We start from the raw sequence: 17,340 nt of genomic DNA, 5'->3' as shown, positions 1-17,340 counted from the left end.
GCCGCAGCATCCGGTTCCCGAAAAGTTTACGGAACCGTCACAATGCAAAAGGCCGCCCCGAAGGGCGGCCCGAAGGCTTACAGACCGGCCTCGGATTCGATGTCCTTGCGGGACTTCCGCGCCCGTTCGGTGGCGGATTTCAACTGTCCACAGGCGGCCATGATATCCTCGCCACGCGGGGTGCGGATCGGCGAGGCATAGCCCGCTTTATAGATGATATCCGCAAACCGCTCGATCCGCTCCCAATCCGAGCGCTGATAGGGCGCGCCGGGCCATTCGTTGAAGGGGATCAGGTTGATCTTGGCGGGAATGCCCCTGATCAGCTTGATCAGACGGCGCGCGTCCTCATCGGTGTCATTCACATCCTTCAGCATCACATATTCAAAGGTGATGCGTTCCGAATTGGACAGGCGCGGGTAATCGCGCAGCGCGTTCAGCAGCGCCTCGATATTCCAGCGCTTGTTGATCGGCACCAGCTTGTTGCGCACCTCGTCGGTGGTGGCGTGGAAGCTGATCGCCAGAAGGCAGCCGATCTCTTCGGCGGTCTTGGCAATCTCCGGCACCACGCCCGAGGTCGACAGCGTGATCCGGCGGCGCGAAAGCGACAGCCCCTCACCATCCATCACCACTTTCATCGCATCGCGGACGTTATCGAAGTTATAGAGCGGCTCGCCCATGCCCATCAGCACGACGTTCGACACAAGGCGCTGTTCGTTCTTGGGCGAGTTCTGCTCGGGCCATTCGCCAAGGTCGTCGCGCACCAGCATCAACTGGCCGACAATCTCGCCTGCGGTCAGGTTGCGCACCAGTTTCTGCGTGCCGGTATGGCAGAAGGAGCAGGTCAGCGTGCAGCCCACCTGAGACGACACGCAGAGCGTCCCGCGGCCCTCTTCAGGGATATAGACGGCCTCGACCTCATGCCCGCCCTGAATGCGCAGCAGATATTTGCGGGTGCCATCCTCCGAGATCTGACGCGTCACCACTTCGGGCAGGCGGATCTCGAACTTGGCCTCCAGCATCTCGCGGTAGGCTTTGGCCAGATTGGTCATCGCGTTGAAATCGCGCACGCCCCAGTAATAGACCCATTGCCAGATCTGGCCTTCACGCATCTTCGCCTGCTTCTCGGGCGTGCCAGCCTCGATGAGCGCCGCGCGCAGCTGCGGGCGGGTGAGGCCGACAAGATTGATCTTGTCGGAAGAGAGGTCTTTACGCGGGATCGTCAGCACGTCCTGCGTGATCGGTGCGGATGCGTCGGTCATGGCGATTTCCTGAAAATGAGTGGCCCCTATACAGGATTCGGCGCAAAATTCAAATAGCAAAGGCGCACAGGCCCAGCGCATCGGTCCTCGGGCCGCAAACCGGCGTGGCTATCGCCCCTGCAACTGTCCAACGACGGGCCAACCTCACCTGCGCCCCGCCCTCCGGCTTCAGCCCTGCCGAGGAGGGATCAGGCCCCTGAGCACATCACGCAACATGGCCTTTTGCGCAATCTCCAGCCGCACCGGAAGCGTCAGCACCTGCGGTCGGAAACTTGCCGGAAGGCGCACGGCGTCCTTTTCCGTGGTGACAAGCTGCAGTCCGGACTGTCTCGCCTCCAGCTCCAACCGCGACAGAAGCTGTCGGGTAAAGGGCTGGTGGTCATCCAGCGCCTCGCACCGCTGAAGATCCGCACCGAGGCCGCGCAGCGTGTCGAAAAACTTCTCGGGATGCCCGATGCCGGCAAAAGCAAGGCAGGCCAGCCCCTGCCAGTCCATGCCGGTGGCCAGAGGTTGCAGACTGGCCTTGAGATGCGGACAGGGCAAGGCATCGCCCCAAAGGGTCTGGAACCGCATCTGGGCCGCCTCGTTCCCGATCGACATCAGCAGATCCGCGCGCGCAAGCCCCGTTGCAACAGGTTCGCGCAAAGGGCCTGCAGGCAGACAGCGACCATTGCCGAAGCCCTTATGGGCATCCACCACCACGATCGTCAGATCCTTGACCAAGCCGGGATTTTGGTGACCGTCATCAAGCAAGATGACATCCGCGCCCGCAGCTTCGGCGGCCTCGCCCCCACGGGCGCGGTCTTTTGAAACCCATGTCGGGGCAAAGGCGGCCAGTAGCAGAGGCTCGTCGCCCACCTCCGCCGCCTGATGGCGATCGGGATCAACCTGCACCGGCCCCTCCAGATGGCCCCCGTGCCCGCGGCTGACAATATGCGGGGTCAGCCCTTCCTCCTGCAGCATCTGCGCGATAGCGATGGTGGTCGGGGTCTTCCCCGTGCCGCCCGCATTGATATTCCCGACACAGATCACCGGCACCGAAAGGTGAACGCCCCTATGCGCAAGACGCTTCTGTGTGGCTTTCGCGGTCACATGTCCTAACGGGGCCAGCAATCTTGCCATAAGGCTTGGCTGTGAAGGGGCGCTATACCAGAAGGCGGGCGGGCGCATGGGCGGCTCCGATCATGACAGGAAATTAGGGCGCGGCGGGAAGGGCCTGATGGATGGCATCGATCAGGGCTTCTATCGCGCCCGCACCAGCGGTTTCAACATCCCAGGCATTGCGGGCCAGAAAGGCGGCGCGATGCGGGGCAAGCAGGTCGATCACCGCTTCGGACAGATCGTCCTTCGAGGTCAGGCGCTTGCTGGCCTGACCGGCCTGAAGCTCGTGATAGGCGGCCTCGAAGGCGCTGGTATCCGGCCCGTGCAGCACCGCCGAGCCAAGAGCGGCGGCCTCCATAGGCGAGCGCGGCGCGCGCGACTGGCCACTGAAGGTGCCGCCGATATAGGACAGCGGGGCCAGCCGGTACCACAAGCCGTAATCATCGGGGTCATCGGCAATGAAGACCTGCGTATGCGGGTCCGGCTCGCCCTCCAGAGAGCGCCGCGCGACATGCCAGCCCTCATCCGTCAGCCTCTGCGCCAGCTCCACGGCATCGCCGGAACTGTCGGGGGCCAGAAACAGCAGCAGCCGGTGGGCATGGCGCAGGGCCTGCATATGGGCCTCAAGCACCATGTCCATCTCGTCCTCGGGCACCGAGGTCGCAAACCATGTGGGGCGGTTTTGCAAAAGATCGCCCATCGCCACCAGCTCTTTTCCGGAACAGCTTAACGGCGGCGGCGGCAGCGACAGCGGACCGCAGGCGATCAGCCGGTTCGGATGCGCGCCGAGGCCGATCAGATGCAGGTTTTCCTCGGTGGTCTCGGTCAGAATGGTATGGACCATGCGCAGCAGCCGCGCGGCATAGGCGGTTCGGGGATGGTGCCCGCCCGCCAGAATGATCGGGATCGCGTGGCTATGCGCGCCCGAAATCAGCGCAGGCGGCAGATCCTGTCCGATCAGCAGCACCAGATCGGGCGCCCAGACCGTGAGCGCGGCGTGGATATCGGCATTGGTATCGGGCGGATCGGGAAAGGGATGGCATTCCCGCGGCAGCGCCACACGATCCAGCAAAGCCGCAGGACCTGTCACGATAAACGGACGGTCCGCCAGACGCCCGATCAGCATCTGCAGCACAGCTTCGATATGGGGAAGGGAGGAAACGCCCGACAGCCGGACCCAGATGGGTGGCTTCGTGCGGCCTGCAACGGGCGTCAGACGCTCGGGCAGGGCAGATGGCCGGTTCAGCCCCGACAGTTTCAGGTGCAACCAGAGCGGAACCGGCATGATAGGGTATCAGAACCCGAGTTCGGCGGTCGGCGCCGCTTCCATTTCTTCATCGCGCAGGCGATGGAGATGCGCGATGAAATAACGCATATGGGCGTTATCCACGGTGCGCTGCGCTTCGGCTTTCCAAGCGTTGAAAGCTTCCGCATAATTGGGATAGATCCCGACGATGTGGATGTCTTTTACGTCGCGAAAGACGGTCTTCTGCGGATCGATGAGTTCGCCGCCGAACACGAGATGCAGACGTTGCGTCGGAGATTTGGGCATTTCGATGAACCTCTCTTGTGAGAATGGCGCGACCCTAGGCCAAGCGCGCGCGCTTCTCAAGGTATGCAGCGCATTTGGTTGCTTTTCAAATGCGTGAGCAAGAGATACCTAATTGCCATGACACAGACACTTTCCCAGATCTACGAGGCCCGCGTGGCCGAGGGCACCCTGCGTGGCGATGATGCGCAGCGCGCCGTATTACCGCTTCTGGAGCGCGTTCGCCGCGATCTGGAAACCCTCCCCGAGACCCCGCCCAAAGCCGGATTTTTCGGTATGTTCGGCAAAAAAGCCGCGCCGCCGCAGATCAAGGGGTTGTATCTTTGGGGCGGCGTAGGACGCGGGAAGTCCATGCTGATGGACCTGTTCTGCGAGGCGGTCACAGCGCCCAAGCGCCGCGTGCATTTCCACGCCTTCATGCAGGAAGTGCAAAACGACATCGAGAAAGCGCGCAAGGCCAAGGTCGAGGATGCGATCCAGCCGGTGGCAAAACGAATCGCTTCCGAGCTGAAACTGCTCTGTTTCGACGAGATGCAGATCACCGATATCGCCGATGCGATGATCGTGGGGCGGCTGTTCGAGTTGCTGTTCGAAGCGGGTGTCGTGGTGGTGACCACCTCGAACCGCGTGCCCGAGGATCTGTATAAGGACGGGCTTAACCGCCAGCTTTTCCTGCCCTTTATCGCGATCCTGCGCGACAAGCTGGAGGTGCACGAGATCATCTCGGTCAATGACTACCGCCAGAACCGTCTGTCGGGGCAGCAGGTCTATTTCACCCCCGCCGACCGTGAAGCCAAGACGCAGATGGACAGCCTTTGGGCCGAACTGACCGGCGGCCATGACGAGAAACTGTCTCTGGCCCATAAGGGCCGCGAAATCACGTTGCCGCATTACCACAATGGCGTGGCGCGCGCGTCGTTCTGGGATCTATGTGCCGCAAATTTGGGCGCTGGCGACTATCTGGTTATCGCCGAAAATGTTCGCGTTTTGTTTTTGGACGGGATTCCCAGTCTGGATTCATCTAAATTTAACGAGGCTAAGCGTTTTGTAACCATGATCGATGCGCTCTACGAGGCGAAGGTCCGGCTGATTGCCTCTGCAGCAGCCGAACCCGAACATCTCTATAACGAGGGCACCGGCAGTTTCGAATTTGAACGCACCGCCTCCCGTTTGCGCGAAATGCAGGCCGCGGATTGGGGGCAAGACCACGGAGACTGAGATGCAGGCCCTAGAGCGCGATATTTCCCGGATCGAAGAGATCGAAGCGGTTGCCCGAGATCTGAAACGCGCTCTGAACCTGTTACCCGGCTGGGCGGGCACCCGTGTGGAAGAGGTGCTGCGCCTGACCCCAGACCGCGCCGTGGCGGTCATCCGCCGCCGCGACGAAAGCTTTGTGCTCAAGCAGTTCTTCGGTGACAAGGGCCCTGCCCGCGCCACCCTGATGGCCGAGGCTCTGGGCCATGCGGGCCATATGCAGGACGGGGCGCATCGGGTGGTGGCGCTGGTGGCCTCTTTCGCCTCGCAGGGCATGATCATCATGGGCCGCACCCCCGGTCTCCGGCTGGATCGCGTCCTCAAAGATGCCGCCCCCGATATGCGGCTGCGGCTGGTCGGGGCGGCGGGACACTGGCTGGCACGCTACACCGCGCCCACCCGCGAAGAAGGCCGGTTCTACGCCACTTTCTGGCTGCGCCAGATCGAGGACCTTCCGCACCGGCATATGCAGGGCGAGGCGCGCAGGCTATCGGGCGAAATCCTTGACAAACTGGCCCGTATGGCGCCCGATCTGAATGGCAAGATGGTGCTGCGCGCCCGCAGCCACGGAGATTTCGTCGACCGCAACCTGAATGTCGCCCCTGACGGTAAAACGCTCTGGGGCTTCGATATCGACCGGTTCCCGCTCCTGCCGATTGCCCGTGATGTGGCACGTTTCCTCAGCTGGCGGGCGAGCGACCGCGCGGAGCATCTGGGGCGCGCCGGCCTGCCGGTCGACGAGGTTACGGCCATGTCGGCAAGCGATGTCCTGCCGCAGGGCGAATGGCAGGACCTGGTGCCCTTCTTCGCGGGCGAGACATTGGTCCGCCGGTTTGCCGACCGCCTCGGCGACACGGACCGCCTGATCCCCGTCGCCAAGGCGTGGCTTGGCTGATCGGCGCGGCTCTCAGCTTCTGGGCATCTGGTCAAGGATCTCGCGCACGCGCGGGATCACCTTCGTGCCGTAAAGCTCGATATTGCGCAGGATGGCCGAGGCTTTCTGCGGACCCGAGCTGTATTTCAACTGGAACCGGCTCAGCCCCAGCGTCGCCACCGTCGAGGCGATTTTCAACGCGACCGTCTCGGGCGCGCCGACATAAAGCGAGCCATGTTCGATCTCGCGCAGGTAATCCTCGCGCCGCAGCGGCGGCCAGCCCCGCGAGGCGCCAATCGACGCATGCATCTTCTGGTAGCCCTCGAAATAGGTCTCGCGGGCAAGCTCGTCGGTTTCGGCCACAAAGCCCGGACTATGCACGCCGACCTCTTTCGGCGTGGTCCCCATCTGCGCATGGGCGCGGCGATACAGATCCACCAGCGGCGCAAAGCGCGCAGGCGCACCGCCGATGATCGCCACCAGCAGCGGCAGATCATGCGCCGCCGCCGAGACGATACTCTCGGGCGAGCCCCCCACACCGCGCCATGTCCGGATGGGGGCTTCGGGGCGCGGATGGACCGTGGCGTTTTTCAGGGCAGGCCGGAAGCGGCTTTCAAAGCTCACCTTCTCGTTGCGGATCAATGTGACGAACTGTTCGAACTTCTCGTCAAACAGCGCCTCGTAATCCTCCAATGCGAAACCGAACAGCGGAAAGCTCTCGGTAAAGGACCCGCGGCCAAGGGTGACTTCGGCGCGCCCCTGCCCGAAGGCATTCATGGTGGAAAACCGCTGGAACAGGCGGATCGGGTCGTCCGAGCTGAGCACCGTCACCGACGTTCCGACCTTGATACGCGAGGTCTGTGCCAGAATGGCCGACATGATCGGCTCCGGCGAGGAGATCGCGAAATCGGGGCGGTGATGCTCGCCCAGACCAATGAAATCGGCCCCCGCCTCTTCGGCCAGAACCCCTTCGGCCACGGTATTGCGGATCACCTGCGCCGGCGACAACCGCGCGCCGCTATCGTCGGTCGTGATATCCCCGAATGTATCGAGGCCAAGTTCGAGATGGGTCATGAAAGGCTCCTTCGCTGGAGCACAATCTAGGCAAAACGGGGCCAGCTCCCCAGCCCCTTTCCCGCACAGACCCTGTTCAAAAAGATCAGCCGTTCTCGCGCAGCACAGCGCCCGCTAGATAGAGTGAGCCGCAGATCAGCACCCGCGCATGGGGATCTTTCGCGACAATATCCGCCAGAGCCTGCGCAACCGTCTCTGCCTCGGCCACATGGGCAAAGCCCGCGCGGGTGGCCGCCTCTGCGGTGGCCTCTGCCGGAAGGGTATTGGCCTCACCGGGGATGGACACAGCCGTCAGGCTCCGGGCGCGCTTGGCCAGCGGATGCAGATACCCCACGATATCCTTGGTATTCAACATGCCGCAAATCAGATATGTGGGGCGGGCGGGCAGGCGGTCCAGCGTTGCCGCAATCACCGCGCCTGCGGCAGGGTTATGCCCGCCATCCAGCCACAGCTCCGCACCTTGCGCGGCCTCGACCAGAGGGCCGGTCTTCAGCTTCTGCATCCGTGCGGGCCACTCGGCCTGTGTCACCGCCGCCTCACAGGCGGCCTCATCACAGCCAAGGAAGCGCAGCGCCGTCAGCACGGCGCCTGCATTCATCACCTGATGCGGGCCGGGAAGATTGGGCAGCGGCAGATCCAGCAGGCCGGTCTCGTCCTGATAGACCAGACGCCCCGCCTCTTCGCGCACATGCCACTGCTGGCCATAGGCCAGAACCGGCGCGCCCAGACGCGCGGCGCGGGCCTCGATGACCTCCAGCGCCTCGTCATGCTGCGGGCCGATGATCACCGGAACCCCGCGCTTGATGATGCCCGCCTTCTCGGCGGCAATCTCGGCCAGAGTCTCGCCCAGATATTGCTGGTGGTCCAGATCGACAGGCGTGATGATCGACAGCGCAGGCGTGATCACATTGGTCGCATCCAGCCGCCCACCAAGCCCCACCTCCAGCAGCGTGTAATCCGCCGGATGGCGCGAAAAGGCCAGAAAGCCCGCACAGGTGGTGATCTCGAAAAAGGTGATATTCCCGCCGTTGTTGCGGGCCTCGCATTCATCCAGCATGGCAGAAAGCTCGGCCTCGGAAATCAGCTCTCCGGCCAGACGGATGCGCTCGTGAAAGCGCGCCAGATGCGGCGAGGTATAGGCATGGACCGACTTGCCCGCCGCCTCGAGCCCCGCGCGGATCATGGCTTGGGTCGATCCCTTGCCATTGGTCCCCGCAATATGGATCGCGGGCGGAATCTTGTCCTGCGGCTCGCCCAAAGCGGTCAGCAGACGCTCCATCCGGTCCAGTGTCAGATCGATGATCTTGGGATGCAGCCCCATCAGACGCTGCAGGATGATATCGGACGTGTCCCTCATGAAAGCCCCCTCAGGCATAGGCAATCAGGGTGCGCCAATGGCGCATCCCTGCGCGGGGGCGGGGGCTCGATGCCCGCGGCGCCGCGACCCGCCGATATCGTGCAAACGCCGGGTCGCTCCGGCGCGACAGGTCAACCCTTGGCGTCCGCCGCAGGCTGGGGCGCGGCTTTGGCGGCGGCAGGCGCCTCCTCAGCCACTTCAGGCACCTCTGCCTTGATTTCCGGCGCAGGCAGATCGGCGGCGATCGCAGGCGGCATGTTCATCATCATACGGATGATGGTGATCAGTTCTTCACGCAGCTCCTTGCGGGGCGTCACGCGGTCCAGCATACCGTGATCCAAGAGATATTCGGCGCGCTGGAAGCCCTCGGGCAGCTTCTCGCGGATGGTCTGCTCGATCACACGCGGGCCTGCAAAGCAGATCAGCGCATTGGGCTCGGCAATCTGCACATCGCCCAGCATCGCATAAGAGGCCGTCACCCCACCGGTGGTCGGATGGGTCAGCACGACGATATAGGGCAGGCCCGCTTCGCGCAGCATATCCACAGCCACGGTCGTGCGCGGCATCTGCATCAGCGACAGGATCCCCTCCTGCATCCGCGCACCACCGGCGGCCGAAAACAGCACCAGCGGGCGGCCCAGTTTCACCGCGCGTTCGGCTGCGACCACAATCGCATTGCCGACATACATCGACATCGACCCGCCGATGAAGCTGAAATCCTGCGCCGCCGCCACGATGGGGGTGCGACCGATCTCGCCCTCGACCACCAGCATGGCTTCTTTCTCGCCGGTATTCTTCTGGGCGGCTTTCATCCGCTCGGGATATTTCTTCTGGTCCTTGAAATGCAGCGGATCGACGATCGGCTCCGGCACTTTCACCTCGGTGAAGATGCCACCGTCAAACAGCGCCTCGAAGCGCCTGCGGGGGCTGATCGCCATGTGGTGGCCGCAATTCGTGCAGACATTCAGGTTCTGAGCCAGTTCGCGGTGAAACAGCATGGACCCGCATTCCGGACATTTCGTCCAGAGATTTTCCGGGATCTCCCGGCGCGAGAAAAGCGAATTGATCTTCGGGCGGACGTAGTTCGAGATCCAGTTCATGTTCTTGCGGCCCCTTTGGCTCCTATTGCGGTCCAGATAAGACGGGTCGCGAAGAAATGCAATCAACCAGCGTTCAAACCCGCAGGCTCAGGCGGATCAAAAGCCATGAAACCGTAATTGACGCACCATCGACCAGCATTGCTGGGGCGATTGTGTTAAAATCTTGGAGGTTCACCACAATACTGAACAGGGCAACCCCGTCGATATGGCCGTAATAGCTGACCAGCAGGATCGCCGAGAGGTTATTGACCAAATGGAAGGCCAGCGCCGCGCCCAGATTGCCGGTCCGTGCGGTCAGATCCGAGGCCAGAACACCGTAGAACGCCGCCCAGATCACCGGCCACAGCGCCTGTGCGCCATAGGTGCCCGCGTCGTAATGCAGCACCCCGAACAGGATCGATGGCCCCCCCATGCAGATCAGGACATTGTTGTTCGACCACGCGCCCAGCTGCTGCATCAGAAAGCCGCGAAACAGCACTTCCTCGGAACAGATCTGCACGAAGACAAGCGGGATAACCACAGGCCACCACGGCAGCGCCGCCGAAAGCGCCGTGGCATGGCCGACATCCGGTGCCCGTGAACCGATCCACGCCATCACCACCCCCAGCGCCAGCAGGGGCCAGAAGGCACGGCGGAAATCGGCCCCCCATCCGGCGCCGAACAGGCTGTTGGCGGGGCGTTTGCACAGATATTGCGTGACAATCAGCACGCCAGCCACAAGCGGCAGAAAGCTTGCCAGCAGCACGGTGACGCCAAAGGGGCTGGAGCCGGTGGCAATTTCCTGCAACCGGAAAACCTGCGCCATCCCCGTCATATGGGCGAGGCTCATCCCGATCAGGGTCGAGGCCCCCAGCGCATAGATCGCCATAATCGCGAGAATCCCGACAAGGCTGCGCCAGAGTTCGGCGGTGGCACGGGCGGGGGCGGTGTAGCTGGCAAGCAGGGGATAATGGGGCACGTCAGATCCGGGCGGTTACAGAATATGCCGCACAGTAAGAGCTTTGCGCGGCCTTGTCATCAAACGCTCTTTCGGGTTGCGCCTCTTTACATTCCCTGCCGGCCGGCAGACAGTCGCGATCCTGTTTTTCCCACATCCATACGGCCTTAGGGAGGTTCCTGTGTTTGAAGTCTCGTTCGATCTGGCCATGCTGCTTTTGGGAGCCGCTTTTCTGGCGGGGTTTGTGGATGCCATTGCCGGAGGGGGCGGGCTGATCACCGTGCCGATCCTGATCATGGCAGGGGCCTCGCCGCTACAGGCGCTGTCCACCAATAAGGTGCAGGGCGTCTTCGGAGCCGCCACCGCAGCTTTATCCTATGCCGGATCGGGGCATGTGAACCTGCGGACACAATGGAAGGCGGCGCTTTTGTCGGGCTGTGCGGGTCTGCTGGGCGCAGTCCTTGTGTCGAAGATCCCGACCGACGGGCTGCGTTATGCGCTGCCGGTGATCCTGATCGCGATTGCCGCCTTTTTCGCCTTCCGTCCGGGTCTGGGGGACGAGGACCGCGCCCAGCGTATGCCCCCCGCCACCTTCACCGCCTTCATCGTGCCCCTGATCGGCTTTTACGATGGCCTGATCGGCCCCGGCACGGGGAGCTTTTTCATGATCGGCTTCGTGATGCTGGCGGGCTATGGCGTGCTGAAGGCCACCGCCCATACCAAGCTTCTGAATTTCGCCTCCAATACCGGCGGGCTGATCGGCTTTGCCGCGATGGGCGCCCCTTGGTGGATCATGGGGCTCTCGATGGGCGTGGCGCAGATTTTCGGGGCGCGGCTGGGCTCGCATATGGCCATGAAAAACGGGGCCCGACTGATCCGCCCGCTGCTGGTGGCCACCTCGAGCCTGCTGGCGCTGAAGCTTATCTGGGATCTGCTGTAACGCCCGCGCCCTCCAGCTCGTAAGGCAGGGCAAATTCCTCCAGCCTGTGGCGCAGCTGCGCGTGATCACATTCGGGGGCGGTCCGGATATGCGCCACAAGCCCGCGCCTGCGGTCCTGACGCACCTCCGCGACATGCGCTGCCAGTCCGGCTTCGGCCAGAACATCCGAAAGCACGCGCTGGATCGCCCGACGCCGAAGTTCGGGCTTGAAGATCTTGCCCACCGCCGTCTTCGGCAGTTCCGGCAGGATTTCGATATGTTTGGGAATGGCGGCGCGTTCATGGACATGCTCGCGCAGATAGGCCATCAGCTCGGCCTCGCTGACCTGATGGCCCTGACAGAGTTCGACATAGACACAGGGCAATTCGCCCGCAAAGGCATCCGGCTGGCCGATGGCACCGGCATTGGCAATCGCGGGGTGGCGGGCCAGCGGCTCTTCGATCACCGCAGGGTCGATATTATGCCCGCCGCGAATGATCAGATCCTTTGCCCGCCCCGTGATCCAGAGATAGCCATCGGCATCGATACGCCCCAGATCACCGGTGCGCAGGAAGCCGTCTTCGGTATGGCGGGCCTCGCCATTGGGGCAGGCATCCTGTGCCACCCCGGGATTGCGCACACAGATCTCGCCGATCTCGTCCACGGCACAGGCGATTTCGTCCCCGTATTCCTGACGCCGGATACTGACCTGTGTATAGGGCATCGCAATACCGATAGAGCCGATCTTCTTGACCCCGTCGGGCGGGTTCACGGCCACCAGACAGGTGGCCTCGGTCAACCCGTAGCCTTCGGCGATCTCGACCCCCGTGGCGGCGGTGAAGCGGTGATAGAGCTCGCGCGGCATCGGCGCCGAGCCCGAGATCGCGATCCGCAAGGACGAGATATCGGCATCGACCTTGCGCTGCATCAGCGCCGAACAGGCCGTGGGCACGGTGATCAGGAAGGTCACCTTCCAGCGTTCGATCAGCTTCCAGAAATTGTCGAACACCCCTGCCCCGCGATAGCCCGCGGGCGTGGGGTAGATGACATGCGCGCCGCTGGCGATGGCCGACATCAGCACCGGATAGGCCGCAAAAACATGGAACATCGGCAACGGACACAGCAGCACATCCTCTTCGGTGAACAGAAGATGCCCGCCCAACCAGCCATTATAGATCATCCCCGAGACCCGATGCTGGGCAATCTTGGGTGCGCCCGTGGTGCCACCGGTATGGAAAATCGCCGCGATACGATCTTCGGGCGGATCATCAAAGACCAGACGGTCCGCAGGCTGGCTTGCGCAGAGGCTATGGAAATCGTGATAGCGGCGGTTTTCAAGCCGCGCCGTTTTGGGCCGCAGGAAAGGCACGGCCAGCCGTTTGACCCCGCGCAGATAGCGCGCCAGATCGATCTCGATGATATCGGTGACCTCGGGCGCATCAGCCAGGGCCTGCGCCATCTTCTGGGCGATATCGGTCTGGGGAAAGGCGCGCAGGGTGATCACCACACGGGTTCGGGTCTCGCGCAGGAGCGCCGCGATATGTTCGGCATCCAGCAGCGGGTTGATCGGAAAGATCGTCGCTGCCACCGTACCTGCCAGAAAGCTGATCACGGCTTCATTGCAATTTGGCAGCACATAGGCCACGCGGTCCTCCTGCCCGATCCCGCGCGCATGAAGCGCATTGGCCAGCCGGGTCACCGCCGCCAGAAGCGCGGCCCAGTCCAGAGTTTCGGCAGGGGCTTTGGGGGCCGAGAACAGCTGGAAGGAAATCGCCGGACGCTGCGGATGCGCCTGCGCCGTTTGCGAAAGGAAGCGGTGGATCGTGGGCGCTTTGGGACGGTCGGGCCAGGACATCTCGGCCTCGACGGTCTGGCGATCCTCTAGGGTCTTAAAATGTCTCATCGCGCGACATCCCACTGGTCAAATAATACCCGCCTCAAGCGTGATTGTGCTGGTCTAACGAATTTGGCAGGGTAAATCCACGGCTTGCTTGCGCGCAGATGCACGGGAAATCGGAAGAATGCCTCAACAATGATGTGAAATTCATCCACAGGGGCTTTCCTGTAGGGTCAATTTTGCGCTACTATCCGCAAATCGAGTTGAAATCCGTTTCACGCTAAGAAAAAGAGCATAAGCCATTCTGGCGGGACCGAGGCACCAAGCAGCTGGAGGCTGTATCTATGATGAATTCCGTTCTGCGCACCACTGTTGCCGTGGCGATGACCTGTGCGGCCATGAGCCTGCCTGCATTGGCGCAGGAAACCACCAACCGTGTCGCTGCTGAAACCGACTGGAGCGTCTTTGTTGAAAACAGCCCGAAAGAATGCTGGGGCGTTTCGGCACCGAAGACGACCGTGAACACCAAAGACGGCAAGCCGGTTCAGGTGCGCCGTGGTGATATCCTGCTCTTCGTCACCTTCCGCCCGGGCAAACAGCCCGAAGTGTCTTTCATGGGCGGCTATCCCTTCGCAGGTGGCTCGACCGTGGATATGACCGTGGGGAGCAACACATTCAAGCTGTTCACCGATGGCGAGGGCGCATGGGCCGGTTCTCCTGACGAGGACAAGAAGATCATCGCAGCGCTGAAAGCCGGTGCCGATGTCAAGCTGACCGCCCATTCCGCGCGCGGCACGCAAACGCAGGACACCTTCTCGCTCATGGGCTTCACCGCCGCAATGGGCGAGGCGGAAAGCCGCTGCAAATAAGCGGACGCTTAAGTTAATAAAAAACGGGCCAAACGGCCCGTTTTTTATTGCCGCGATACCGGTGCGGTTTTCACCAGAATCCGGGCACAAGCGGGCCGGTGATGTTCAGAGAACCGGCCTGATTGAGCACATCGCACGCGGGGGCGATCTTCAGGCGCAATGCCATACGCCTGAAAACATCTGCGCTAAACCGCTATTTTGACGGGCTTTGGCCAAAGATGCCCCTCCGTACAAATAGCGGACGCCTTTCCGATGCGCAGTCCACCCGGATCGCTGCCGCCATCGCCAGCACCACGTCGCAGATCGAGGCTCTCAATACGGATCATGCAAAGACCCAGACAGTCGGGACGGCATACGGTTAGTGAAGGATCCGGCGAGCGGTAAGCGTCAAGCTCGGCTCAATCCACCCGAGGAATGGGTCATCAAGGAGGTCGAGCATCTACGGATCATCGAAGATGACCTTTGGCGCCGCGTGAAGGCACGGCAAGACACCATCCGGGAAGAGATGAACCATACCGCGCAGGATGACACACCGCTGCGCCGCGATTTCGCGCGCCAACCGAAGTTCCTGCTCTCCGGCTTGATCAAATGCGGCTGTTGCGGTGGCAACTACATCCTGATCAACCGCACCCGCTACGGGTGCTCCGTCTCCCGGAACAAGGGACTGGCAGTCTGCGACAACCGCGCGACCATCGGGCGAGAGGACCTCGAAGCCCGCGTGCTCGGCGGGCTGAAGGATCGCCTGATGCACCCGGAGCTGATTGCTCTGTTCGTCGAAGAATACCGCCGCGCCTGGAACGACGCGCTGGCTGGGCAGGTCGTGCAACGCGCCAAGGCCGAGCGTGAGCTTGCCCAGCTGGAGCGGAAGATTTCAGGTATATTGGCGGCGGTCGAAGACGGGATGTATGATCCATCGATGAAGGCACGAATGGAGACGCTGAAGGCCGAGAAGACACGGTTGACACTTGCCGCGGCGCCCGAGCCCCCTGCCCTGCGCCTGCATCCGGGACTCGCTAAGACCTATCGGGCGAAAGTGGCGGATCTGGCATCGTCGCTGTCAGACCCGGCGCACCAGCTTCAGGCGAGCGAGGCGCTTCGCGGGTTGATTTCGCAGGTACGGCTCATGCCGGATGCCGCTGCCATGGACGGGCACGCGATCGCGCTTGTGGGGGATCTGGCTTCAATTCTTACGTTGCAGGAGGCGGAAACGGCGCAAACCCCGCCGAATACGAGGCGGTGTGTTGGCGGTGATGTTGGTATGCAAGTAAAAGTGGTTGCGGGAGTAGGATTTGAACCTACGACCTTCAGGTTATGAGCCTGACGAGCTACCGGGCTGCTCCATCCCGCGTTATTTTGTGTCTGATTTGGGGGGGTGTTATCGTTATAGAGATGAATGACGCTCTTTATTAGGTTTGGCGGTGACCTACTCTCCCACGTCTTGAGACGCAGTACCATTGGCGTGTTGGCCCTTAACGGCCGGGTTCGGAATGGGACCGGGTGTATAGCCAGCGCTATGACCACCAAACCGAATAAAGAGCGTGCAAGTCAAGTTGTATGCATGATTTTGATCTGTAGGAGTGTCTGTCTACTACTGGATCAAATCAAGCCAATCGGGCAATTAGTACTGGTCAACTGAATGCATTGCTGCACTTACATCTCCAGCCTATCGACGTGGTGGTCTTCCACGGCCCTCAAGGGATACCTAGTTTTGAAGGGGGCTTCCCGCTTAGATGCTTTCAGCGGTTATCCTGTCCGGACATAGCTACCCAGCACTACCGTTGGCACGATAACTGGTCCACCAGTGGTCCGTTCACCCCGGTCCTCTCGTACTAGGGGCAACTCTTCTCAAGTATCCTACACCCACGGCAGATAGGGACCGAACTGTCTCACGACGTTCTAAACCCAGCTCACGTACCTCTTTAAACGGCGAACAGCCGTACCCTTGGGACCTGCTCCAGCCCCAGGATGAGATGAGCCGACATCGAGGTGCCAAACGGTGCCGTCGATATGGACTCTTGGGCACCATCAGCCTGTTATCCCCAGAGTACCTTTTATCCGTTGAGCGATGGCCCTCCCACTTGGGACCACCGGATCACTATGGCCGACTTTCGTCTCTGCTCGACTTGTCAGTCTCGCAGTCAGGCAGGCTTTTGCCATTGCACTCAACGACCGATTTCCGACCGGTCTGAGCCCACCTTCGCGCGCCTCCGTTACTCTTTGGGAGGCGACCGCCCCAGTCAAACTACCCGCCACACAGGGTCCCGGATCCGGATAACGGACCGCGGTTAGACATCAAGAGTGCGAAGGGTGGTATCTCAAGGATGCCTCCACCGGAACTGGCGTTCTGGTTTCAAAGGCTACCACCTATCCTGCACATCACAATCCTGATGCCAGTGTGAAGCTGTAGTAAAGGTTCATGGGGTCTTTCCGTCTAACCGCGGGTAGTGTGCATCTTGACACACAGTTCAATTTCGCTGAGTCCACGTTTGAGACAGCGGGGAGATCGTTACGCCATTCGTGCAGGTCGGAACTTACCCGACAAGGAATTTCGCTACCTTAGGACCGTTATAGTTACGGCCGCCGTTTACCGGGGCTTCAATTCAGAGCTTGCACCCCTCCTTTTAACCTTCCGGCACCGGGCAGGCGTCAGACTGTATACGTCGCCTTACGGCTTCGCACAGCCCTGTGTTTTAAGTAAACAGTCGCCACCCCCTAGTTTGTGCCCCCCACCACCAGTTGCCTAGCGATGGGGCCTCCTTCTCGCGAACTTACGGAGGCATTTTGCCGAGTTCCTTAAACGTGGTTCTCTCAAGCGCCTTGGTATTCTCTACCAGTCCACCTGTGTCGGTTTCGGGTACGGTCTTATAGAGAGGCTATTTCCAGGGACCTGTAGGCTGCCCACACAATCCGATAAGTGTGAACAACGGTTCAGATCCGTCACCATCTCACGGCCCAGGAATATTAACCTGGTTCCCATCGACTACGCCTTTCGGCCTCGCCTTAGGGGCCGGCTTACCCTGCTCAGATTAGCTTTAAGCAGGAACCCTTGGACTTTCGGCGACAGGGTCTCTCACCCTGTTTGTCGCTACTCATGTCAACATTCTCACTTCTGATCACTCCACCGGATGCCTTACAGCCCGGCTTCACAGTCAGAACATTGCCTCCAATGTATCCGAGGATACTAAGGAGGCAGCGTTCTATATCACAGAA

The 17,340-nt window shown here is 61.5% G+C and carries 14 protein-coding genes, 1 tRNA gene and 2 rRNA genes (1 of these 17 cut by a window edge); 4 read left to right on the top strand and 13 right to left on the bottom strand.

Annotated elements, in window-relative coordinates:
* Positions 1 to 77: 77 nt before the first annotated feature.
* From rlmN to WDB88_RS02760, 4 genes are all read right to left on the bottom strand, one after another.
* On the bottom strand, positions 78 to 1,259 hold the full coding sequence (rlmN, locus tag WDB88_RS02775; RefSeq protein WP_339108680.1) for a 23S rRNA (adenine(2503)-C(2))-methyltransferase RlmN: 1,182 nt from the start codon (positions 1,257 to 1,259) through the stop codon (positions 78 to 80).
* A gap of 168 nt (positions 1,260 to 1,427) precedes the next feature.
* A complete protein-coding gene (gene lpxK / locus WDB88_RS02770) occupies positions 1,428 to 2,429 on the bottom strand; it encodes a tetraacyldisaccharide 4'-kinase (protein WP_339108679.1) in 1,002 nt (333 codons plus the stop codon).
* Between the two features lie 25 nt (positions 2,430 to 2,454).
* Positions 2,455 to 3,645: a glycosyltransferase N-terminal domain-containing protein gene (locus WDB88_RS02765; protein WP_339108678.1), complete on the bottom strand. Its 1,191-nt coding sequence runs from the start codon at positions 3,643 to 3,645 to the stop codon at positions 2,455 to 2,457.
* A 9-nt stretch (positions 3,646 to 3,654) separates the two neighbouring features.
* On the bottom strand, positions 3,655 to 3,912 hold the full coding sequence (locus WDB88_RS02760) for a DUF4170 domain-containing protein (protein ID WP_339108677.1): 258 nt from the start codon (positions 3,910 to 3,912) through the stop codon (positions 3,655 to 3,657).
* Between the two features lie 117 nt (positions 3,913 to 4,029).
* On the opposite strand from WDB88_RS02760, the gene zapE reads away from it, so the two are divergent.
* A complete protein-coding gene (gene zapE / locus WDB88_RS02755; RefSeq protein WP_339108676.1) occupies positions 4,030 to 5,127 on the top strand; it encodes a cell division protein ZapE in 1,098 nt (365 codons plus the stop codon).
* Position 5,128: 1 nt separating this feature from the next.
* A complete protein-coding gene (locus tag WDB88_RS02750) occupies positions 5,129 to 6,058 on the top strand; it encodes a hypothetical protein (protein WP_339108675.1) in 930 nt (309 codons plus the stop codon).
* A 12-nt stretch (positions 6,059 to 6,070) separates the two neighbouring features.
* Here WDB88_RS02750 and WDB88_RS02745 read toward each other — a convergent pair whose 3' ends face one another.
* From WDB88_RS02745 to WDB88_RS02730, 4 genes are all read right to left on the bottom strand, one after another.
* Positions 6,071 to 7,111, bottom strand: a complete 1,041-nt coding sequence (locus tag WDB88_RS02745) for an LLM class flavin-dependent oxidoreductase (protein WP_339108674.1) — start codon at positions 7,109 to 7,111, stop codon at positions 6,071 to 6,073.
* An 85-nt stretch (positions 7,112 to 7,196) separates the two neighbouring features.
* Positions 7,197 to 8,468, bottom strand: coding sequence for a folylpolyglutamate synthase/dihydrofolate synthase family protein (locus WDB88_RS02740; protein ID WP_339108673.1), 1,272 nt, complete (start codon positions 8,466 to 8,468; stop codon positions 7,197 to 7,199).
* A gap of 131 nt (positions 8,469 to 8,599) precedes the next feature.
* Positions 8,600 to 9,568 carry an acetyl-CoA carboxylase, carboxyltransferase subunit beta gene (gene accD, locus WDB88_RS02735; protein WP_339108672.1) on the bottom strand — a complete coding sequence of 323 codons (969 nt, stop codon included), beginning with the start codon at positions 9,566 to 9,568 and terminating at the stop codon, positions 8,600 to 8,602.
* Between the two features lie 73 nt (positions 9,569 to 9,641).
* On the bottom strand, positions 9,642 to 10,526 hold the full coding sequence (locus tag WDB88_RS02730; protein WP_339108671.1) for a CPBP family intramembrane glutamic endopeptidase: 885 nt from the start codon (positions 10,524 to 10,526) through the stop codon (positions 9,642 to 9,644).
* Between the two features lie 160 nt (positions 10,527 to 10,686).
* Between WDB88_RS02730 and WDB88_RS02725 the strand changes: the two genes are divergently transcribed.
* Entirely contained in the window at positions 10,687 to 11,445 is a 759-nt protein-coding gene (locus tag WDB88_RS02725) for a TSUP family transporter (RefSeq protein ID WP_339108670.1), read from the top strand.
* Here WDB88_RS02725 and WDB88_RS02720 read toward each other — a convergent pair.
* On the bottom strand, positions 11,426 to 13,327 hold the full coding sequence (locus WDB88_RS02720) for an acyl-CoA synthetase (protein ID WP_339108669.1): 1,902 nt from the start codon (positions 13,325 to 13,327) through the stop codon (positions 11,426 to 11,428). The two genes, WDB88_RS02725 and WDB88_RS02720, sit on opposite strands and share 20 nt — an antisense overlap.
* A gap of 278 nt (positions 13,328 to 13,605) precedes the next feature.
* On the opposite strand from WDB88_RS02720, the gene WDB88_RS02715 reads away from it, so the two are divergent.
* On the top strand, positions 13,606 to 14,130 hold the full coding sequence (locus tag WDB88_RS02715) for an invasion associated locus B family protein (protein WP_339108668.1): 525 nt from the start codon (positions 13,606 to 13,608) through the stop codon (positions 14,128 to 14,130).
* Between the two features lie 439 nt (positions 14,131 to 14,569).
* Here the strand turns inward: WDB88_RS02715 and WDB88_RS02710 are convergent, their stop codons facing one another.
* The 4 genes from WDB88_RS02710 to WDB88_RS02695 all read right to left on the bottom strand — a co-directional run.
* Positions 14,570 to 14,956, bottom strand: a complete 387-nt coding sequence (locus WDB88_RS02710) for a hypothetical protein (protein WP_339108404.1) — start codon at positions 14,954 to 14,956, stop codon at positions 14,570 to 14,572.
* 445 nt (positions 14,957 to 15,401) lie between these two features.
* Positions 15,402 to 15,478, bottom strand: a tRNA-Met gene (locus WDB88_RS02705).
* A 62-nt stretch (positions 15,479 to 15,540) separates the two neighbouring features.
* Positions 15,541 to 15,655: ribosomal RNA gene (gene rrf / locus WDB88_RS02700) — 5S ribosomal RNA — on the bottom strand.
* A 72-nt stretch (positions 15,656 to 15,727) separates the two neighbouring features.
* Positions 15,728 to 17,340, bottom strand: a 23S ribosomal RNA gene (locus tag WDB88_RS02695); it runs 1,218 nt beyond the window's last position.

This window comes from Thioclava sp. GXIMD4216 (assembly GCF_037949285.1).
GTDB lineage: Bacteria > Pseudomonadota > Alphaproteobacteria > Rhodobacterales > Rhodobacteraceae > Thioclava > Thioclava litoralis.
This window is presented reverse-complemented; position numbering and strand designations above follow the sequence as displayed.